At 72.2% G+C, this 18,929-nt stretch carries 21 protein-coding genes; 10 read left to right on the top strand and 11 right to left on the bottom strand.

Annotated elements, in window-relative coordinates:
- Positions 1-196: 196 nt before the first annotated feature.
- Together ACSNOC_RS05965 and ACSNOC_RS05960 are read left to right on the top strand one after the other, a co-directional pair.
- Positions 197-775, top strand: coding sequence for a TetR/AcrR family transcriptional regulator (locus ACSNOC_RS05965; protein ID WP_436746182.1), 579 nt, complete (start codon positions 197-199; stop codon positions 773-775).
- A gap of 219 nt (positions 776-994) precedes the next feature.
- Positions 995-2,803 carry an FAD-dependent monooxygenase gene (locus ACSNOC_RS05960; protein ID WP_436746181.1) on the top strand — a complete coding sequence of 603 codons (1,809 nt, stop codon included), beginning with the start codon at positions 995-997 and terminating at the stop codon, positions 2,801-2,803.
- 21 nt (positions 2,804-2,824) lie between these two features.
- Here ACSNOC_RS05960 and ACSNOC_RS05955 read toward each other — a convergent pair whose 3' ends face one another.
- Positions 2,825-3,118 carry a hypothetical protein gene (locus ACSNOC_RS05955; protein WP_436746180.1) on the bottom strand — a complete coding sequence of 98 codons (294 nt, stop codon included), beginning with the start codon at positions 3,116-3,118 and terminating at the stop codon, positions 2,825-2,827.
- On the bottom strand, positions 3,109-3,264 hold the full coding sequence (locus ACSNOC_RS05950; RefSeq protein ID WP_436746179.1) for a hypothetical protein: 156 nt from the start codon (positions 3,262-3,264) through the stop codon (positions 3,109-3,111). Before ACSNOC_RS05950 ends, ACSNOC_RS05955 begins: the two co-directional genes overlap by 10 nt.
- Positions 3,265-3,341: 77 nt before the next feature.
- On the opposite strand from ACSNOC_RS05950, the gene ACSNOC_RS05945 reads away from it, so the two are divergent.
- Positions 3,342-3,935 (top strand): TetR/AcrR family transcriptional regulator, encoded by a 594-nt coding sequence (locus ACSNOC_RS05945; RefSeq protein ID WP_436746178.1) that lies wholly within the window; start codon positions 3,342-3,344, stop codon positions 3,933-3,935.
- A gap of 185 nt (positions 3,936-4,120) precedes the next feature.
- On the opposite strand, the gene ACSNOC_RS05940 is transcribed toward ACSNOC_RS05945, so the two are convergent.
- The 4 genes from ACSNOC_RS05940 to ACSNOC_RS05925 all read right to left on the bottom strand — a co-directional run bounded on the left by ACSNOC_RS05940 (position 4,121) and on the right by ACSNOC_RS05925 (position 6,451).
- A complete protein-coding gene (locus tag ACSNOC_RS05940; protein ID WP_436746177.1) occupies positions 4,121-4,339 on the bottom strand; it encodes a hypothetical protein in 219 nt (72 codons plus the stop codon).
- A gap of 20 nt (positions 4,340-4,359) precedes the next feature.
- On the bottom strand, positions 4,360-4,644 hold the full coding sequence (locus ACSNOC_RS05935) for a hypothetical protein (RefSeq protein ID WP_436746176.1): 285 nt from the start codon (positions 4,642-4,644) through the stop codon (positions 4,360-4,362).
- Positions 4,637-4,846 (bottom strand): hypothetical protein, encoded by a 210-nt coding sequence (locus tag ACSNOC_RS05930; protein WP_436746175.1) that lies wholly within the window; start codon positions 4,844-4,846, stop codon positions 4,637-4,639. Before ACSNOC_RS05930 ends, ACSNOC_RS05935 begins: the two co-directional genes overlap by 8 nt.
- A 366-nt stretch (positions 4,847-5,212) precedes the next feature.
- Positions 5,213-6,451 carry a helix-turn-helix domain-containing protein gene (locus ACSNOC_RS05925; RefSeq protein ID WP_436746174.1) on the bottom strand — a complete coding sequence of 413 codons (1,239 nt, stop codon included), beginning with the start codon at positions 6,449-6,451 and terminating at the stop codon, positions 5,213-5,215.
- Between the two features lie 432 nt (positions 6,452-6,883).
- Between ACSNOC_RS05925 and ACSNOC_RS05920 the strand changes: the two genes are divergently transcribed.
- From ACSNOC_RS05920 to ACSNOC_RS05895, 6 genes are all read left to right on the top strand, one after another.
- Positions 6,884-7,270, top strand: coding sequence for a helix-turn-helix domain-containing protein (locus ACSNOC_RS05920; protein ID WP_436746173.1), 387 nt, complete (start codon positions 6,884-6,886; stop codon positions 7,268-7,270).
- A gap of 1 nt (position 7,271) precedes the next feature.
- Positions 7,272-7,772, top strand: a complete 501-nt coding sequence (locus ACSNOC_RS05915) for a hypothetical protein (protein ID WP_436746172.1) — start codon at positions 7,272-7,274, stop codon at positions 7,770-7,772.
- A gap of 96 nt (positions 7,773-7,868) precedes the next feature.
- Positions 7,869-8,213: a DUF2516 family protein gene (locus ACSNOC_RS05910; protein WP_436746171.1), complete on the top strand. Its 345-nt coding sequence runs from the start codon at positions 7,869-7,871 to the stop codon at positions 8,211-8,213.
- Between the two features lie 98 nt (positions 8,214-8,311).
- Positions 8,312-8,932 carry a DUF47 domain-containing protein gene (locus ACSNOC_RS05905; RefSeq protein ID WP_436746170.1) on the top strand — a complete coding sequence of 207 codons (621 nt, stop codon included), beginning with the start codon at positions 8,312-8,314 and terminating at the stop codon, positions 8,930-8,932.
- 8 nt (positions 8,933-8,940) lie between these two features.
- The gene (locus ACSNOC_RS05900; protein ID WP_436746169.1) at positions 8,941-9,939 is read left to right on the top strand and encodes an anion permease; all 999 of its coding nucleotides are present in this window, start codon (positions 8,941-8,943) and stop codon (positions 9,937-9,939) included.
- Positions 9,940-10,118: 179 nt separating this feature from the next.
- Positions 10,119-13,439, top strand: coding sequence for a S8 family serine peptidase (locus tag ACSNOC_RS05895; RefSeq protein WP_436746168.1), 3,321 nt, complete (start codon positions 10,119-10,121; stop codon positions 13,437-13,439).
- Between the two features lie 33 nt (positions 13,440-13,472).
- Here ACSNOC_RS05895 and pstB read toward each other — a convergent pair whose 3' ends face one another.
- Genes pstB through pstS form a run of 4 tightly spaced genes read right to left on the bottom strand, consistent with a single transcriptional unit; the run spans position 13,473 to position 17,425 of the window.
- A complete protein-coding gene (pstB, locus tag ACSNOC_RS05890) occupies positions 13,473-14,252 on the bottom strand; it encodes a phosphate ABC transporter ATP-binding protein PstB (RefSeq protein WP_436746167.1) in 780 nt (259 codons plus the stop codon).
- Between the two features lie 37 nt (positions 14,253-14,289).
- On the bottom strand, positions 14,290-15,366 hold the full coding sequence (pstA, locus tag ACSNOC_RS05885; RefSeq protein WP_436746166.1) for a phosphate ABC transporter permease PstA: 1,077 nt from the start codon (positions 15,364-15,366) through the stop codon (positions 14,290-14,292).
- Positions 15,363-16,310, bottom strand: a complete 948-nt coding sequence (gene pstC, locus ACSNOC_RS05880) for a phosphate ABC transporter permease subunit PstC (protein WP_436746165.1) — start codon at positions 16,308-16,310, stop codon at positions 15,363-15,365. Before pstC ends, pstA begins: the two co-directional genes overlap by 4 nt.
- A gap of 14 nt (positions 16,311-16,324) precedes the next feature.
- Entirely contained in the window at positions 16,325-17,425 is a 1,101-nt protein-coding gene (gene pstS / locus ACSNOC_RS05875) for a phosphate ABC transporter substrate-binding protein PstS (RefSeq protein WP_436746164.1), read from the bottom strand.
- Between the two features lie 196 nt (positions 17,426-17,621).
- On the opposite strand from pstS, the gene ACSNOC_RS05870 reads away from it, so the two are divergent.
- Positions 17,622-17,966 carry a metal-sensitive transcriptional regulator gene (locus ACSNOC_RS05870; protein WP_436746163.1) on the top strand — a complete coding sequence of 115 codons (345 nt, stop codon included), beginning with the start codon at positions 17,622-17,624 and terminating at the stop codon, positions 17,964-17,966.
- Between the two features lie 69 nt (positions 17,967-18,035).
- Here the strand turns inward: ACSNOC_RS05870 and ACSNOC_RS05865 are convergent, their stop codons facing one another.
- Complete coding sequence (locus tag ACSNOC_RS05865) at positions 18,036-18,884, bottom strand: hypothetical protein (RefSeq protein WP_436746162.1); 849 nt, start codon at positions 18,882-18,884, stop codon at positions 18,036-18,038.
- Positions 18,885-18,929: the final 45 nt, after the last annotated feature.

Below are 18,929 nucleotides of genomic sequence, written 5' to 3'. Positions count from 1 at the left end.
AAGGTCGGTGACATGTACGGCCGGAAGGGCGCCTACCTCACCGCGATCGTCATCTTCCTGGTCGGCTCCGCGCTCTCGGCCACGCTCTCCCCCGCTTCCTGACTTACTTGCCGCCCGGCTGGTTGACGTACCCTTGGAACGCTAAATCGGTTACTAACCGGTCGTCAAGCAAGTTTGCGGGAGCGCGGGGAGCACGATGAACAGCACACGGCGGACACGGCGGTCCGACACCCGCCAGCGCATCCGGGACGTCGCCATGGAGCTGTTCGCCGAGCAGGGGTACGAGAAGACGTCGCTCCGCGAGATCGCCGAGCGCCTCGACGTCACCAAGGCCGCGCTCTACTACCACTTCCGGACCAAGGAGGACATCCTCGCCGACCTGGTCGCGGACCTGACCCGGCCGATGGAGGAGCTGGTCGCGTGGGCGCGCGAGCAGCCGCCGACGCTGGCCACCCGGCGCGCGGTGCTGCGCCGTTACAGCGAGGCGCTGAGCTCGGCGGAGCCGCTGTTCCGCTTCCTCCAGGAGAACCAGGCGGCGCTGCGCGAGCTGAGGATCGGGCCGGACATCAAGGAGCGCCTGATGACCATGAGCGACCTGATGCTGCCCGAGGGGGCCACGCCGACCGACCGGATGCGCTGCGTGGCCGCGGTCTTCACGCTGCACGCGGGCATGCACGCGACGCACGTCGGCGCCGACCGGGAGGAGAGACGGCTGGCCGCGCTGGAGGTCGCGCTCGAACTGGTCGAACGGGCGCACGCCGGAACCGGCGCCTGAGCGTCCCGCCGCGCGTCGCGCGGCGGGGGGAGCGGACGTCGCGCCGGACCGGCGGGACGTCGCGCGGAGGCCGCCACCGAACGCGAAGTCCGCCGTCAAACCACCTTTGTCAGAGATTCATCTGCATAGGTGATTTTATCTGTTTGTCTCGCGCCGCGGGTCGGCTCTCCGGCGCACCCTGGGAAGACATGGGACGCCGAAGATCGCCAAGGGAGTCCCATGAACGACACCGGCGCCAGCGTTCTCCACGTGCCCGTCCTCGTCGTCGGCGGCGGCGCGGCCGGGCTGACCGCCTCGATGCTGCTGAGCCGGATGGGGGTCCGTTCCCTGCTGGTCAGCGCCTCGCCCTCGACCTCCGACCTCCCCAAGGCCCACGTCATCAACCAGCGCGCCATGGAGATCCTGCGCGACGTCGGCCTCGCCGAATCCGTCTACGCCGCCTCGACGCCCGCCGAGCAGATGGCCTACTGCGGCTGGTACGTCGGCCTGGCCGGTGACGGCCCCGACTACGGACGCCGGGTCGCCGTCCTGGAGTCGTGGGGCGCGGGCGGCCGTTCGCCGGAGTGGCTGGCGGCCAGCCCGGAGCGGCAGGCCAACCTCCCGCAGATCCGCCTGGAGCCGAGGCTGCGGGCGCGCGCCGAGGAGCTGGCGCCCGGCGGGGTCCGTTTCCACCACGAGCTGACCGCGTTCACGCAGGACGCGGACGGCGTCACCGCCGCCGTCACCGACCTGGGCACCGGCGCCTCGTACCGGGTGCGGGCGCGGTACCTGCTGGGCTGCGACGGCGGCCGGACGGTCGGACCGGCCCTCGGCGTGCGGCTGGAGGGGGTGCGGGACGTCGCCCGCATGGTCTCGTTCCACTTCTCCGCCGACCTGTCGCGCTGGGCCGCGGACCCGGAGGTGCTGATCCGGTGGCTCGGGCTGCCGGACCTCGGCGCGGGCGGCGTGCTGGTGCCGATGGGTCCGGAGCGGTGGGGGCCGGAGTCGGAGGAGTGGGCGTTCCACCTGCACTACGGGCCCGAGGACGTCCGCGCCCTGAGCGACGAGGCCGTGCTCGCCGACCTCCGCACCGCGCTGGGGCTCGGCACCGCCGACCTGACGGTCCACCGGATATCGCGGTGGTCGGTGGAGGGGGTGACGGCGGACCGGTTCCGGACCGGCCGCGTCTTCCTGGCCGGTGACGCCGCGCACCGCCACCCGCCGACCGGCGGCCTGGGCCTCACGTCCGCGATGCACGACGTGCAGAACCTGACGTGGAAGCTTGCCGCCGTGCTCGGCGGCCACGCCGGGGACGCGCTGCTCGACAGCTACGAGCGGGAGCGCCGCCCGATAGACGCCGCGAACGTCCGGCGCTCGCTGGAGAACGCGGTCAACCAGCTGGCCATAACGGCCCTGTTCGGCCTCAGCCCGGACGTCCCGCCCGGGGAGAACTGGCGCCGGGTCCGCCGCCTGTGGAGCGACGACCCGGCCGACGCGGAGGTCCGGCGGGCCTTCCGGCGGACCGTGGCCGCGCAGTCGATGGAGTTCGACGAGCTGGGCGTCGAGTTCGGCTACACCTACGACGCCACGGGCGCGATCGTCCCCGACGGCACGCCGCCGCCCGAGAACCCCGACCCGGTCCGCCTCTACCAGCCCGCCGCCCGGCCCGGCCATCCGCTGCCGCACGCGTGGCTGGAGGACGAGGACGGCGCGCGGCTGCCGCTCGCCCGGCTGGTACGGCCCGGCCGGTTCCTGCTGGTCGCCGGGGAGGACGGGCAGGCGTGGTGCGACGCGGCGGAGAAGGTCGCCGCCCGGACGTCGCTGCCGCTGGACGCCGTGCGGGTCGGCCATCTGGACGGGGACTACCGGGACATCCGCTCCACCTGGACCCGCTGGCGCGGCCACACCCCGGCCGGCGCGGTGCTGGTGCGCCCGGACCGTTTCATCGCCTGGCGCGCGCCGGACGCCTCCGGGGCACCGGCCACGGCGCTGGCGGACGCCCTGGACGCGCTGCTGGGACGGAACGCGGAACGCCCCGGTCACCGTTGACCGGGGTCGTCGGGGCGTGGGTCAGAACTGCCAGGACAGGGTGCCGTCCCCCATCGCCAGGACGGCGAGAAGGACCAGGTCGGCGGCGCCGAGGGCCAGCCCGGCGGAGGCCCGCAGACGGCGGCTCGTGCCGGTGAGGAGCGCGCGGGCCCCGAGGACCAGGGCGACGGGGCCCAGCACGATGTTGAACACCAGCAGGCCGACGAGCCCGGTGACGAACGACCAGACGGCCATCACGTCCGCCGTGCGGGCCGGGGTCCGGGCAGGGGTCCCGGTTCGGGTCTCGATGGGCGTCTCGGTCCGGGTCACCACCACAGGCCCCTCCTCCGCTCGCGGACGGCGACGACGGCCAGCCAGCAGGCGATGACACCCCCGGCGGCGACCGAGGCGGCGGGCGGGATGTGCGCCACCGTGCCGGTGAAGAGTCCCAGCAGCGCGAAGGCTGCCACGAGAGCGATCACGATCAGTCCTCCCTACTCTCAGTAGGCTACTGCGAGTAGGGTACCGCGAGTAGCCTACTGGCGGTAGGTTCCCCTCCGTGACAAGGCAGCGCATGACCCGTGCCGAGCGGGAGCGGCAGATCCTCACCGTCGCCGAGGGCCTGTTCTCCGAGCGCGGGTTCCTCCGGGCGACGATGGACGAACTGGCCGAACGCGTCGGCGTCTCCAAGCCGGTGATCTACGACTACTTCGGCTCCAAGGAGGGCCTTCTCCTCGCGATCCTCACCCGCGCCCGCACCGAGCTGCACGAGGCGACGCTGGAGGCGGTCAAGGACGCGCCCGACGCCCGCGCGGGCCTGCGCAGCTCGTTCGTGGCGTTCTTCCGTTTCATCGAGGACCACCGCCAGGCCTGGTCGGTCCTCAACCGGGAGGCGTCCCTGCTGGCGGGCAGCGCGGGCGCCGCGCTGGAGACGCTGCGCCGCCAGCAGGCGGACTTCATCGCGGGGTTCCTCGCCGGCCACGACCTGACCCCGCACGGACGGGCGGCCGACATGTACGCCCAGATCGTCGTCGGCGCGGGCGAACGCCTCGCGCTGTGGCTGGAGGACAAGCCGGAGGTCACCGCGGAGGAGGCGGCGGACACCATGATGTCCGCCCTCTGGACCGGCCTGGGCGGCCCGCCTCCCGCCTGACCGCTCCTCAGCGCGGCGGCGGGGAACCGGCGACGACGGAGGTCACGGCCCCGCGGGCGAGCCGCCTGGCTGAACCAGGTTTCCCCCCTCCGGCTCCCGCCGGACAGGCTGACGGAAGTCCCGGAGGGCACCGGGGCCGCCATCGACGCGCTGCACGACGATCGCCCTCACTGCCGGGGTCGGGGTCAGGGGTCGGGCCAGTTCGTGTGGCGGTGGAAGCCGCTGAGCCGGTTGGCTTCCGCGCGGCTCCGGACCCGGATGCCCGCGTCGCGGAGCCACTTGTTCACCGCGTACTCGGAGACGCCGAGTTCGCGGGCGATCCGGGCGACGGACTGCCGCCGCACGGTGTAGCGGCGCCTGAGTTCGTCGGCGGGGATCGGGCACGGCCGTGGGGTCTTGGCCATCCGGTGGCACCTCCTTCGGGTCAGCGTCCGCGGGGCGGGCAGTGCGGGGCGCACGCCCGCAGCACGCATCCGCTCACCTCGGCCACACGGCGGGTCTGCCCGGTCAGGCGGTTGCCGAGCCACGCCGCGCAGAGCACACAATCCGTGCCGGACCACTGCCGCATGCTCAGCCGGTCCAGGTCCATCCCCGCCAGCTCGTTCGGGAGGCGCACCGCCGGGGGCGGGCAGGTGTGCAGCAGGCCCTGCTCGTAGCAGCAGCCGCACACGTCGCAGCACACCAGGCGCCGGGCCCGGGCGTCAGGCATAGCCGCCCCCCAGCGGCGTCCTGGCCAGCGCGTCCCGCAGCCGGGCCGCGTCCGTGAGCCCGGTCGGCCCGGGCGGCACCAGCCACTTGGTGCCCGGCCCCCGCTGCCACTCGGCGGGCGGCACCGGGATCACGTGCCCGGGCTCGGGCACGATGACCCCCAGACCGGCCCGGTCCCAGCCCCCGGCGGAACCCAGCGGCACCAGCCACGTGTACAGGCCGACGGCCTGGTCATGAATGACCGCCGACGCGTAGCCGAGACGCGTCAGAACATCCCGTGCCCGATAGTCAGGAACCCGCACCGCGTCCCACCACCGCCCACACGGCACCGTCCGCACCCCCTGCTCGGCAGACGGCAACCAGGCCCTCACGGTCTGGGTCATGCCAGCCGCCCTCGCCGGGGCAGGCGACCGGAACGGACGAGGTACTGGCTGCGCGGGCGTCGCCATACGGCTCTCCTGTGAGCTGTCGCGTACTGACAGTCACAGGCTGTACCGATGGCAACCTTTCGCGGTGTACACCTCCTACCCCCTTGTTCAGGGGTATTTTCTCTACCCCCTACCCCTTGTTCACGCGGTCGCGGGAAGCCTCAGCACCTGCCGCAGGTACTCGGCATCGTCCCGGACCACCATGTTCGGTGACTCGGACAGCTCGGCGACGGCGCTGCGCGCGAACGAGTTGAACCGCACTGTCTCGCCGCTCTCCGCGAACGCCTTCTTCAGCAGGGACACCACCGCGACCGGCTCGCGCTCCATGCTGTAAGCGCGGGCCGTTTCCACCAAGTGGAAGCTGCGGCGCGTCGCGGACGGCACTCGGGAGACGTTGGTGCGCCCAGCGGCGTCGACCGCTTCCCGGGAGCGTGCCAGGTCGTTGAAGACCGTGATCCGGTAGGCGTCGACCATGTCCCGCCCGAAGATCAAGTAGGGGTGGGCGTAGTCCTCCCCGAGGCGGCGTGCGGCGTCGTCGGCCCGGTCCCAGAACCGCTCGGCGTCGCCCTTGCGGCCGATCTTCGCGAACGACAGGGCGGCGGCCAGGTGCAGCATTCCCCAGCGGGCGAGGTGTTCCGCGCCGCTGTCCGGGCGCAGGAGGCCGGCGGCCTTCATCGCCAGGTCCACGCGCGCCTCGTGGCGCTCTCCGGCGTCCCGGAAGATGTGGTTCATGTACCAGGCCGCGGCGGCGATCGCCTGCGGGCTGTCAGCGTCCTGCGCCGCGGCCATCGCCCGGTCCCCGGTGAGCATCACCAGCTCCGGAGCAGGCTGGAAGCTGAGGAAGAGCTGCGCGAGGTGATAGGTCTCCGCGAGACCTACCAGAGCCCGTCGGCGGTCCTGACCGTCCAGGGTGCGCGCGGCGTGCTGGAGGTCACCGAGGAGACGCGGCAGCACCTGCGCGACCCTGGTGCGGTGTTCCCCGGAGCCGTGCCAGGTGCGCCAGGTCGCCCGTACCCGGTCCAGCAGGCGCCCCACCGGCTGCGGCTCCTCGTCGTCGGGGAAACGGTAGGTGGTCAGCGCTCGCCGGACGACCGGCAGACCGGGGTGAGCCGACTTGGCGAACACCTCGGGTGCCAACTGTCCTTCCCCGACGAGGTCCCCGAGGTCGTCCACACCCAGGACGTTCGCCAGGCGCAGCAGCAGCGGCAGGCGGGGCATGCCGAGGCGGCCCTTCTCGATGGCCTTGACCCATTCCGCGGAACGGCCGACGAGACCGCCCACGACGGGGCGGGTCATGCCCGCACGCTCGCGGGCGCGCTGCACGCGCTGCCCGAATGCCCGAGGGACGCGGTCTGCCGGGTTGTCAGTGCGCTGAGCCATGCTGAACTCCATGTCCGTTCCGCCCCAGTCACTGGGAACGGTACCCCCGGCTGTCACGGGGGAACAGCGAACGGTCGCGCCGGTGTTGACGGCGGCGCCGCCGTTGTGCCGCGGTCGGTCGACGGACGGGGCTGCCGGACACCGGGGGTCCGCGGACGGCCCCCGGCGCGCGCCCGATGAACCTGCCGGGCCGGGCGAGGCGGCGCGGTTCGGCCGGAGCGACACCGGCCACCGTGGCGACCGGTCGTCGCCGTGTGCGAGACGGCGTGCGGGGCAGGAGCTGACCCGTGACGCGGTACGGTCACCTGCCCGGTGGGCCCCATGCCGCGACCGGCGGTCATCACGCGCGCCGTCATCCCCCCCCGGCCGTCGGCGGGTGCGCCTGCAAGCGGTCGCTTGCAATAGTTAGCAGCGTGGTGCACCCTGGGGGACATGGCTTCACTCGGTGTCGGGAACCTCGGGGAGTACCTCCGGGAGCAGCGCCGGCAGGCGCGGTTGTCGTTGCGGCAGCTCGCCGAGGCGGCCGGGGTGTCCAATCCGTACCTCAGCCAGATCGAGCGCGGGCTGCGCAAGCCCAGCGCGGAGATCCTCCAGCAGATCGCCAAGGGGCTGCGGATCTCCGCCGAGACGCTCTACGTGCGGGCCGGGATCCTGGACGAGCGCGTCACGGAGGGCGCGGGCGACCAGGCGGCCGGTGCCGGGGCCGGGGTGCCGGAGGCGGTGCTCGCCGATCCGCATCTCACCGAGCAGCAGAAGCAAGCGCTGCTCCAGATCTACCGCTCATTCCGCAAAGAGAACAGCCCACCGGGAGGGGACTGACATGGCCTTCACCACCGACCTCCGCAAGACACTGACCAACACCACCGCGCTCTACGTCGCCGCGGGCACGGCCGACCTCGCCGCCGAGAAGCTCCGCGAACTGCCCGCGACCATCGACCGGCTGCGCGCCGAGGCCCCCGAGCGGCTGCCCAAGCTGCGCGAGCAGGCGCAGAACGTGGCGCTCCAGGGCGTCGGCGTGGCGCTGGAGTACGCGGTGAAGGCCCGCGAGGCGTACGACGGGCTGGCCGAGCGCGGCAAGACCGTCGTGGAGCGGCGGCTCGGCGACGCCGCGCCCGGCGCGGCGGCCGAGCCGGAGCCCGAGGTGACCGTCGAGCGGGTGCCCTTCACCGAGCCGGTCACCGAACCGGTCACCGAGCCGGTCACCGAGCCCACCGCCGAGGCCGCCGCCGAGCCGGAGCCCGCCGCCGAGGCCAAGCCGCGCGCCCGCAAGTCCACGGGGACCCGCAAGGCCGCGCCGAAGAAGACGCCGCCGGAGGCGTGACCTCCACCGGCCCGGGGGCCGGGCATTACGCGCCCGGCCCCCCGGCCGGTAGCGTGGAGAGAGACGGTCGGCGAGTGGACATGGTGGTGCGGGAACATGTTGGTAGCGGGCTATAGCTGGATCGTGTTCGGTATCTCCGTGGCGCTGGCGGCCCTGAGCCTCTACGCCCTGGTGCACGCGGCCCTCCAGCGCGAGGACGCCTTCCGCGCCGCGGACAAGCAGACGAAGCCGTTCTGGCTGCTCATCCTGGGGCTGGCGGTGGTCGTGCAGTTCCTGCCGCTCGGCGCGTTCGGCTTCATGCTGGTGCTGGCGGGCATCGTCGCCACCATCGTCTACCTGGTGGACGTCCGCCCGGCGGTCCGGGCGATCTCGGGCGGCGGCCGGGGCGGTGGCCGCAGCAGCAGCGACGGGCCCTACGGCCCGTACAACGGCAACAGGTGAGCGGACCCGCCTTCCCTTGTGCAGGGGGTTAGCCGTGGCCGGATTCTGCGCTTAGCATCAACGGGGACACCCGCTGATGAACGCCAGAGGAACTGCCAGTGCGCTTTCGCCTGACACCACGGGAGACAAGCTTCTACGAACTGTTCGCCACCGCCGCCGACAACGTTCTCAGTGGCTCGAAACTGCTGATGGAGCTCCTCGGAGCCGACCCCGCTACGCGCGTCGAAATCGCCGACCGCATGCGGGCCGCGGAACACGCGGGTGACGACGCGACGCACGCGATCTTCCACCAGCTCAACTCCACCTTCGTCACCCCGTTCGACCGCGAGGACATCTACCGCCTCGCCTCCCGGCTCGACGACATCATGGACGCCATGGAGGAGGCGGTCGACCTCGTCGTGCTGTACGAGATCGACGAGCTGCCCAAGGGTGTCGAGCAGCAGATCGAGGTGCTGGCCAGGGCCGCCGAGCTGACCGCCGAGGCCATGCCGCACCTGCGCGCCATGCGGAACCTCAACGAGTACTGGATCGAGGTCAACCGCCTGGAGAACCAGGCGGACCAGATCCACCGGAAGCTCCTGGCGCACCTGTTCAGCGGCAGTTACGAGGCCATCGAGGTCATGAAGCTGAAGCAGATCGTGGACGTGCTGGAGGAGGCGGCCGACGCCTTCGAGTCGGTGGCCAACACGGTCGAGACCATCGTGGTCAAGGAGTCCTGAGACCCAAGGTGGAAACGTTTTCACTGCTCGTCGTGATAGCCGCGGCGCTCTTCTTCACCTACACCAACGGCTTCCACGACTCCGCCCACGCGATCGCGACCTCCATCTCCACCCGGGCGCTGACCCCCCGGATCGCGCTGGCGCTGGCCGCGTTCATGAACCTGGCCGGTGCCTTCCTCGGCACCGGCGTGGCCAGGACCGTCAGCGAGGACCTGATCGAGCCGCCCACCGGTGACGAGGGCATGATCCTCCTCTTCGCGGCCCTGCTCGGCGCGATCGCCTGGAACCTCGTGGCCTGGGCCCTCGCGCTGCCCTCGTCCTCCACGCACGCCCTCTTCGGCGGCCTGGCCGGTGCCGCCCTGGCCGGGACCGCGACCGTGCGCTGGGACGGGGTGCTGACGAAGGTCGTGGTGCCCATGGTCCTCGCCCCCGTGATCGGCCTGGTCGCCGGCTATCTGCTGATGGTCGCGATCCTGTGGGTCTTCCGCCGGGCCGACCCCCGGCGCGCCCAGCGCCACTTCCGCATGGCGCAGACCCTGTCGGCCGCCGCGATGTCCCTGGGCCACGGGCTCCAGGACGCCCAGAAGACGATGGGCGTCGTGGTGCTGGCCCTGGTCGTCGCGGACGCCCAGGACGACACCGGGACCATCCCGCTCTGGGTCACCGTCTCCTGCGCGCTGGCCCTGTCGCTGGGCACCTACGCGGGCGGCCGGCGCATCATGCGGACCCTGGGCCGCCGCATCATCGAGCCGGACCCGCCGCGCGGCTTCGCCGCCGAGGCGACGGCGGCGTCCGTGCTCTACGCCGCCTCCTACGTGTGCTACGCGCCCCTGTCGACCACGCATGTGATCACCGCCGCGACCCTGGGCTCGGGTGCCACCCGCAGCGTGCGGGTGGTGCGCTGGGGCGTGGCCAGGAACATCGTGGCCGGATGGGTCGTCACCGTGCCCGCCGCGGCGGCCGTGGCCGCCGTCGGCAATGTGACGCTCCGTTTCCTCTTCACCTGAACTCTCACAACGCCCTCACGGTTTCCCCCGGGCTGTTGCCTCCCCGTCGCGCGTCTCACGTACGGGGCCGCACGGCGAAGTGCGCACCCCGTCAACCGTTGGGTTAAGGGGAGACCTTGATAGGGAAACCAGACAGTTCGCGGCGGCGGTGGGGGGCACCGGCCGTCGCCTGCGCGGCTGTGGCCGCCGCGCTCACGGCCGGCCTCATAGTCCCGGCCACCGCGCAGGGCGGCACGGCCGCGGCCTCGGGCACGACCGGCGCGGCGGCCGGAACGGCGGCGGGCGCGGCGGAGAGCCACCGCGTCACGCTCATCACCGGCGACCAGGTCGTGGTGGGCCAGGGAGGCGAGGTCCTGGGCCTCGTCCGCGCCGAGGGACGGGAATCCGTCCCGGTGCGGGTCATGGAGCTCGGCGGGGACACCTACGTGCTCCCGCAGGACGTGATGGGACTCATCGCGGACGGCACGCTGGACCAGCGGCTGTTCGACGTCACCGAGCTGAGCCGCGAGCAGTATCGTTCCGCCAGCGGCCTGCCGCTCATCGTCACCTACACCGAGCGGGCCTCCCGGGCGGACGCGGCCCAGGCCGGGCTGTACGGCGCGGCCGGCGAAGAGGACACCACCACGCTCGACGCCATCAACGGCGAGGCCCTGACCGTCGAGGGCGACGAGATCGCCGCCGTCTGGGAGGCGCTCACCGCCGGCGGCCCGGACACGATGGCCCTGGCCGCCACCCCGGGCATCGCCACCGTCGCCCTGGACGGCATCGTCACCAAGACGCTGGACGAGAGCGTCCCGCAGATCGGCGCGCCCGAGGTGTGGGAGGCCGGTTTCGACGGCGAGGGCGCCACCATCGCGGTCCTGGACACCGGCATCAGCGAGGACCACCCGGACCTCGCGGGCGGCAAGGTCATCGCCGAGCGGAACTTCTCCGAGGCCCCCGACGCCGAGGACCGCGACGGCCACGGCACCCACGTGGCCTCCACCGCGGCCGGCACCGGCGCGCACTCCGGCGGGCAGTACAGCGGCGTCGCGCCGGGCGCGAACCTCCTCAACGGCAAGGTCCTGGACGACTCCGGCTCCGGGTTCGAGTCGGGCATCATCGAGGGCATGCAGTGGGCGGTCGACCAGGGCGCCGACATCGTGAGCATGAGCCTCGGCGGCTTCGCCGGTCCCGAGATCGACCCGATGGAGGAGGCCGTCAACACCCTGTCGGCCGAGTCCGACGCCCTGTTCGTCATCGCGGCCGGCAACGCCGGCCCCGAGCCCGGCACGGTGAGCAGCCCCGGCACCGCCGACGCCGCGCTCACCCTCGGCGCCGTCGACAAGTCCGACGTCCTCGCCGACTTCTCCTCCGTCGGCCCGCGCACCCGCGACGGCGCGGTCAAGCCCGATGTGACCGCCCCCGGCGTGAACATCGCCGCGGCGGGCGCCGAGGGCGCGGCGATCTGGGAGTACGGCACGCCCGCCGCCGAGGACGGCTACGTCTCGATCTCGGGCACCTCCATGGCGACCCCGCACGCCGCCGGTGCCGCGGCGCTGCTCGCCCAGGCGCACCCGGACTGGACGGGCGAGCAGATCAAGTCCGCGCTGACCGGCTCGGCCGTGACCGGCGAGGGCTATGGCGCGTACCAGCAGGGCGCGGGCCGGATCGACGTGCCCGCCGCGCTGGCGCAGACCGTCATCGCCGAGCAGCCGTCGCTCAGCTTCGGCACCGTGCCGTGGCCGCACGAGGACGCCGACCCGGTCACCAGGGAGCTGACGTACCGGAACCTGGGCGACGCGGACGTCACCCTCCAGCTCGACGCCCGGGGCCTCGACCCGCGGGGCGAGGCGGCCCCCGAGGGCCTGTTCACCCTGGGCGCCGACGAGGTGACCGTCCCGGCGGGCGGCACCGCCACCGTCGAGGTCACCGCCGACACCGGCTTCGGCGGTGACGTGTACGGCGCGTACAGCCTGTACGTGACCGCGACCGGCGCCGGTGGCGAGACGGTCACCACCGCGGGCGCGGTGCAGCGCGAGGAGCGGATGCACGAGCTGACCGTCGACGTCACCGACCGCTCCGGCGCCCCGTCCACGGACTGGTTCGCGTGGGCGGTCGACGTGGAGACCTTCGCGTTCTACGACATCGTCCCCGGCGAGGACGGCACCTCCGGCACGGTCCGCCTGCCGGAGGGCGACTACCAGGTCGAGACGTCCGTCTTCCACACCGCCGAGGGCGCGGAGGACTCCACCGGTCTGGACTGGCTGGTGGCGCCCAACGTGGGGATCTCCGAGGACGTCACCATCGACGCCGACGCCCGCGCGGCGGAGCCCGTGGCGATGACGGTGGCCGACGAGCGCGCGGAGCAGACCGACCTGACGGTTGGGTACGAGGCGGTCCTGGACGGCGAGAGCCTGTTCAGCTCCTCCTGGAACCCCGGCAGGCAGCCCGACGGGTTCCGCACCGCGCAGCTCGGCGACGGGTACGGCACGTACGACATCTCCGGCTTCGCCGGGGCCGTCTGGGAGCGCGGCAACCGGGAGTACCACGCGGTGGACGTCCGGGACGGTTCGTTCTACACGGGCCTGACCGACCACACCGAGAGCGGGGAGTTCGCCCGGATCACCACGCGCCAGGGCGCCTCGCTGCCCGGACAGCAGGGCCTGGTGTTCACCATGTCCTCGGAGGTCGGGTCGGCCGCCGCCTGGTCGTTCGACCTGCCGCGCACCGCCGAGGTGTACGTGGAGGGGGACACCGGCGAGTGGCGGCAGGAGTTCTGGCAGATCGGCCCCGAGTACGACAACGCCGGGGCCGCGACCGGCTTCACGGCCTACGAGCCCGGGACACGGCAGACGACGACGTTCAACGTCGGCGTCTTCGGGCCGGTCGCCGACGAGGAGCACGGCCTGTTCCGCACCGGGAACACCCTGCACGGCGGGCTCGCCCCCTTCAGCGACGGCGCCGGCCACGCCGGCTCCAGCCTGTACGACAGCGCCCGCACCACCCTGTACCGGAACGGCGAGGAGTACGCCACCGCCGAGGACCTGCTGGACTACACGGAGTTCGAGCTTCCGTCCGACGAGGCCGCGTACGAGCTGGTGACCACCGTCAGCCGTGACCCGGAGCAGCCGAACGCGGCGGCGAACGTCTCCACCGAGATCACCGCCTCCTACACCTTCACCTCGGCCGGGGTCGGCGCGGAGGAGACCGTGGCGCTGCCCGCGTCCGCCGTCCGGTTCACGCCGGTGCTGGCGCTGGACAGCACCTCGCCGGCCGGCCGGACCGTCGACGTCCCGGTGACCGTCCAGGGCTCGGCCGCGGGCCGGAACCTGGACTCCCTCGCCGTGTCGGTCTCCTTCGACGGCGGCGAGACGTGGACCGCGGCCCAGGTCAAGCGCGGCAAGGTCCGGGTCGCCAACCCGGAGGCCGGCGGCACGGTGTCGTTCCGCGCCGAGGTCACCGACCGGCAGGGCAACACCCTGACCCAGACGATCATCGACGCGTACCGCACCGCGTGACGCGCTGACCGACTGCCCGTCTCGGGCCGCTTCTCACCCGAAGCGGCCCGAGATGTAGTCCTCGGTCGCCTGCACGGACGGGTTGGAGAAGATCCGGTCCGTCGAGTCGACCTCGACCAGCTTGCCCGGCTGCCCGATCGCCGAGAGGTTGAAGAAGGCGGTGCGGTCCGAGACGCGGGCCGCCTGCTGCATGTTGTGCGTGACGATCACGATCGTGTACTGGGACTTCAGCTTGGCGATCAGGTCCTCGATCGCGAGCGTCGAGATCGGGTCGAGCGCGGAGCACGGCTCGTCCATCAGCAGCACCTCCGGCTCCACCGCCGTGGCGCGGGCGATGCACAGCCGCTGCTGCTGGCCGCCGGAGAGCCCGGAGCCGGGCTTGTTCAGCCGGTCCTTCACCTCATTCCACAGGTTCGCGGCCCGCAGGTTCTTCTCCACGATGTCGTCCAGCTCGGACTTGCGGTACGAGATGCCGTTGAGCCGCAGCCCGGCCGCCACGTTGTCGTAGATGGACATGGTGGGGAACGGGTTGGGCCGCTGGAAGACCATGCCGACCGTGCGGCGCACGGACACCGGGTCGACGCCGGGGCCGTAGAGGTCCTCGTCGTCCAGCAGCACCTTGCCCTCGACGCGCCCGCCGGGGGTCACCTCGTGCATGCGGTTGAGCGTGCGCAGGAAGGTCGACTTGCCGCAGCCGGACGGGCCGATGAACGCGGTCACCGAGCGGGGCTCGACGTCGAGCGTGATGTCCTCGATCGCCTTGTGGGTGCCGTAGTACGCGGTCAGTGCGCTGACTTCGATGCGCTTGGCCATGACGGGCCCTCTCTTTCTTCTTCTCTCGTCGCTCGCGTCAGCGGCCGGTCTTGGGGGCCTTCCAGCGGGCGATGCCGCGGGCGACCAGGTTGAGGATCATGACGAACGCGATGAGCACGAGGGCCGCCGCCCAGGCGCGGTCGTACGCCTGCTCGGTCCCGTACCCCCACTGCTCGTAGACGAAGAGTGGCAGGGAGGACTGGGCTCCTTCGAACGCGTTGGCGTTGATCATCTGGTTGCCGAAGACCAGCAGCAGGATGGGCGCGGTCTCGCCCGCGATCCTGGCCAGGGCCAGCATCACGCCGGTGGTGATGCCGCCGATCGCCGTGGGCAGCACGACCTTCAGGATCGTCCGCCACTTCGGCACGCCCAGCGCGAGCGCCGACTCGCGCAGTTCGTTGGGGACGAGCTTGAGCATCTCCTCGGTGGAGCGGACGACGATCGGCATCATCAGGATCGACAGCGCCATGGCCCCGGCGAACCCGGAGTACCCGAGGTCGAGCATCATGATCCACAGGCTGAGGATGAACAGGCCGGCCACGATCGACGGGATGCCGGTCATCACGTCCACGAAGAAGGTGATGGCCTTCGCCAGCTTCCCGCGCCCGTACTCGACCAGGTAGACGGCCGTGAGCAGGCCGATCGGGATGGCGAGGACGGAGGCGATCAGCACCTGCTGCACCGTGCCGAGCAGGGCGTGGTAGATGCCGCCGCCGTGCTGCCAGCTCAGCACGCCGTTCATCGAGTGGGTCAGGAAGTACCAGTCCACGCCGGGCACGCCGCGGGTGACCGTCTCCCAGACCAGGGAGGCCAGCGGCAGCACGGCGACGACGAAGCACCCCCAGACCAGGATGGCGGCCATCCGGTCCTTGGCGTACCGGCGGCCCTCTATGGCGGCGGACAGGGCGTAGGTCGCGGCGACGAAGACCAGCGCGGCGATCAGGCCCCACTGCACGCGGCTGTCGAGCCCGCCGACCAGCCCGGCCGTGGCACCGACGGCGAGGGAGCCGACGACCAGCGCCACGCCGGCCCAGCGCGGCAGCCGGGGCGGCCGGAGGGTGGTCCGGCCGTTGCCGACGGGCGTGCGGCGCGCGGTGATGTCGAGGTTGCTCATGCGTTGGCCCCCGAGTACTCCGCGCGGCGGGCGATGATGAGCCGGGCCGCGCCGTTGACCAGCAGGGTGAGGACGAACAGGACGAGGCCGGAGGCGATGAGCGCGTCGCGGCCCGTGGAGCCGGCCTCCTTGAACTGGCTGGCGATGTTCTGCGCGAACGTGCTGCCGCCGGACTCCAGGAGGCTGGCGTTGATCAGGAAGCTCGGGGAGAGCACGGTGGCCACGGCCATCGTCTCGCCCAGCGCCCGGCCGAGGCCGAGCATCGAGGCGCTGATCACGCCCGAGCGGCCGAAGGGCAGCACGGTCATGCGGATGACCTCCCAGCGGGTGGCGCCGAGCGCGAGGGCGGCCTCCTGGTTGGCCTTGGGGGTCTGCAGGAACACCTCCCGGGTGACGCTGGTGATGATCGGCAGGACCATGATGGCCAACAGGATGCCCACGGTCATCAGGGAGCGGGCGGGCGTTCCGTCGTAGGCCAGGACGCCGGTCCAGCCGAAGAACTGGTCGAGCCAGAGGAACAGGCCGGTCATGTGCGGCACCAGGTAGAGCGCGCCCCACAGGCCGTAGATGATGCTCGGCACGGCGGCCAGCAGGTCCACGACGTAGCCGATGCCGGTGGCCAGCCGGCGCGGCGCGTAGTGCGAGATGAACAGCGCGATCCCGACCGCGACGGGCACGGCCAGCACCATCGCGATGACCGAGCTGACGACAGTGCCGAAGAGGAGGACGGCGATGCCGAAGACGGGCGGGTCGGCGTTGGCCTCCCACTCGAAGGTGGTGAGGAAGTTGCCCTCGTCCTGGCTGATCGCGATGGCGGCGCGGATGGCGAGGAAGACGGCGATCGCGGCCATGATCACCAGCAGCGCGATCCCCGACCCCTTGGACAGCGTGCTGAACACCCGGTCACCGAGGCGCGTCGTGGTGTTCTTCTTCGTGGCGGGCATAGGGGTTCCCGGTCTCAGGCCATGGCGTCGATGCGCCGGCGCACCTGCTGGATGATGTCGTCGGAGATCGGCGCGTAGTCGATCTCGGCGAGGGCGCGCTGTCCCTCCTCGCCCGCCGCGTACCGCAGGAAGGCGCGGGTGAGATCCAGCGTGGCCGGGTCGTTCCCCCGGTCGCAGACGATCTCGTACGTCACCAGGACGATCGGGTAGACGCCCTCGGCGCGGGTGCCGTAGTCGAGCTCCAGCACGAGGTCGTCGCCGGTGCCGGCGGGCGGGGCCTCCGCGATGGCGTTGGAGGCGTTCTCCACGGTGGCCTCGACGGGCTCGCTGGCGCCGGTGTCGATGCGGACCGTGTCGATGCCGTTCTGGTGGGCGTAGGACAACTCGAAGTACGCGATGGCGCCCTCGTTCTGCTGGACCATGCCGACCAGTCCGGAGGAGCCGTCCGCGGACTGGCCGCCGGAGCCCTTCCACGCCTTGTCCGGCTCGTGGGGCCACGCGTCGGGTGCCGCGGCGTGCAGGTAGGACGTGAAGTTGTCGGTGGTGCCGGAGCCGTCGGAGCGGTGGACGGGGGTGATCGGGATGTCCGGCAGGTCGGCGTCCGGGTTGAGCGCGGCGATGGCCGGATCGTTCCATCTGCGGATCTGGGAGTCGAAGATCCTGGCCAGCGTGGCGGAGTCGAGGGCGAGGTCATCGACGCCGGGGAGGTGGTAGCCGACGGCGATGGGCCCGGCGACCATCGGGAGGTGGACGGCGTGGCCGCCGTCGCGGCAGACGGCGCGCGAGGCGTCCACCTCGCCCTCGGTGAGGGGCGAGTCGGTGCCTGCGAAGGCGGTGGTGCCCTGGAGGAACTCCTGCACGCCGGCCCCGGAGCCGGTCGCCTTGTAGTTGATCTGGCTGCCGTCACAGTTGGCCTGGTAGGTGTTCACCCAGACCTCCATGGCATTGGACTGGGCGCTGGACCCGGAGGCGAGGAGGGCGCCGCCGGGGCCGCAGTCCAGGCTCTCCAGCGAGAAGTCCACGGCTCCGGGGAGGCCGGAGTTGTCGTCCGTTCCGCAGGCAGTGAGGGCGACCAGAGCGGCGGAGACCAGCACCGCGCCGAGGCGTAGCGTCACTGTCGTTCGATCCTTCCCGTAACCCCTCGCCCCCGAACGTAGGTACGCCAGGTGAAGGGGCTGACGGTTGTGGGTGAATAGAAAATGAACAGACCAGGCAGAGGGTCGCCGCCCGGGGCTGCACGATACTGCCTGCCCCGCCGACTATTCGTTACGCTATACCCAGCAGGGGTATACGAGTCCCAGGAGGACCGGAATGACCACGTTCGACACGGTCTCGGCGGCGGGAAAAGCGTCGGCCGCCGGCGGCCCGCACGGCCCCCACGGCTACAGCAAGGAGAAGGACGCCCACCTCAAGCGGCTGCGCCGCATCGAGGGGCAGATCCGGGGGCTGCAGCGCATGGTCGAGGAGGACGTGTACTGCATCGACATACTGACGCAGGTCTCCGCCTCCACCAAGGCCCTCCAGTCGTTCGCCCTCCAGCTGCTGGAGGAGCACCTGCGGCACTGCGTGGCGCACGCCGCCGAGCAGGGTGGCCCCGGCATCGACGAGAAGGTCGAGGAGGCCACGGCGGCCATCGCCCGGATGCTGAGAACGTAGGGCCCGTCCGCGCGACGAGGCAGCCGCGCGCCGCGGCCAACAGGCCACGGCTCAGGCCACGGCCCCCGCTCAGGCCACGGCCCCGGCGTACACGTCCCCGGCGTCCGGCAGGGCGACCGTCACCGGCACCCCGAAGTCGTACAGCGTCACGGTGGAGGCGACGTCGACCCCCTGGGCGTCGCCCGCGTAGCTGAACTGGTGGCGCACCTTGCGCAGCAGCCCCTGCTCGTCCAGGAAGGCGTCGAACGGGACCTCGGTCCGCGTGAAGCCGTCCACCGCCGCGGCGAGCTGCTCCCGGGACTGCTCCGTGGGCGCGGCCTCCGCCGCCGCCGCGATGTCGGTGACCCCGCGGAAGTGCCGCAGCGTCTCGCCGTGCACCGTGGCCTCCCCCAGGTCGGCCGCGGTCCGCACCCCGCGCAGCAGCTCGGCGGCGGTGATCGGGTCGGTGGCGCCGCCGGTCACCAGGTTCCCGTCGGGGAGCGAGTCGACGTCCACCCGCACCCACTTGTCGGGCGGCACCCCCGCGCCCCGGTTCTTCATGTAGAGCAGGCCCGGCACGAAGACCTCGGTCACGGGCCCGCCCTCCGGCAGGGTGACGCGCAGCTCGCCGACGCGCTCGCCGTAGTCGAAGCCGCCCTCACCGTGGATGGTGATGCGGGTGCCGCCCGAGGCCATCTGCATCGCGGTGTGCGCCTGCGAGGTGCCCGACCGGGCGAGCAGGTCGGCCGCCCGGCGGATGACCTCCTCGGCCCCGGCCCCGCCGCCGTTCTTCTTCCCGGCCCGCTCGTCCTCGGCGGCGGCGCCCGTTCCCGAACAGCCGGCGACGGCGAGCAGGGCGGCCAGCAGCCCGGCGCAGCCCGCGGTCCGCGGGGCGATCGCGTTCCCTCGCGTTTCTCGCTCGCGCCGCCACACCGCCATGGTCTGCCGACACCCCCAAACACCGGTCGTTTCGGACTTGTCCCC

The sequence above is a fragment of the Streptomyces sp. URMC 129 genome (genome assembly GCF_051386415.1).
Classification (GTDB): domain Bacteria; phylum Actinomycetota; class Actinomycetes; order Streptomycetales; family Streptomycetaceae; genus Streptomyces.
Note: the sequence above shows the minus strand (reverse complement) of the source record. Positions and strands in the feature narration are given on the sequence as shown.

What these genes read in the sequence shown, in the direction of transcription:
- ACSNOC_RS05965 (WP_436746182.1), top strand. Translation starts at nt 197, where the DNA reads ATGAACAGCACACGGCGGACACGGCGGTCCGACACCCGCCAGCGCATC.
- ACSNOC_RS05960 (WP_436746181.1), top strand. Translation starts at nt 995, where the DNA reads ATGAACGACACCGGCGCCAGCGTTCTCCACGTGCCCGTCCTCGTCGTC.
- ACSNOC_RS05940 (WP_436746177.1), bottom strand. Translation starts at nt 4,339, where the DNA reads ATGGCCAAGACCCCACGGCCGTGCCCGATCCCCGCCGACGAACTCAGG.
- ACSNOC_RS05935 (WP_436746176.1), bottom strand. Translation starts at nt 4,644, where the DNA reads ATGCCTGACGCCCGGGCCCGGCGCCTGGTGTGCTGCGACGTGTGCGGC.
- ACSNOC_RS05925 (WP_436746174.1), bottom strand. Translation starts at nt 6,451, where the DNA reads ATGGCTCAGCGCACTGACAACCCGGCAGACCGCGTCCCTCGGGCATTC.
- ACSNOC_RS05920 (WP_436746173.1), top strand. Translation starts at nt 6,884, where the DNA reads ATGGCTTCACTCGGTGTCGGGAACCTCGGGGAGTACCTCCGGGAGCAG.
- ACSNOC_RS05915 (WP_436746172.1), top strand. Translation starts at nt 7,272, where the DNA reads ATGGCCTTCACCACCGACCTCCGCAAGACACTGACCAACACCACCGCG.
- ACSNOC_RS05910 (WP_436746171.1), top strand. Translation starts at nt 7,869, where the DNA reads ATGTTGGTAGCGGGCTATAGCTGGATCGTGTTCGGTATCTCCGTGGCG.
- pstB (WP_436746167.1), bottom strand. Translation starts at nt 14,252, where the DNA reads ATGGCCAAGCGCATCGAAGTCAGCGCACTGACCGCGTACTACGGCACC.
- pstA (WP_436746166.1), bottom strand. Translation starts at nt 15,366, where the DNA reads ATGAGCAACCTCGACATCACCGCGCGCCGCACGCCCGTCGGCAACGGC.
- pstC (WP_436746165.1), bottom strand. Translation starts at nt 16,310, where the DNA reads ATGCCCGCCACGAAGAAGAACACCACGACGCGCCTCGGTGACCGGGTG.
- ACSNOC_RS05870 (WP_436746163.1), top strand. Translation starts at nt 17,622, where the DNA reads ATGACCACGTTCGACACGGTCTCGGCGGCGGGAAAAGCGTCGGCCGCC.
- ACSNOC_RS05865 (WP_436746162.1), bottom strand. Translation starts at nt 18,884, where the DNA reads ATGGCGGTGTGGCGGCGCGAGCGAGAAACGCGAGGGAACGCGATCGCC.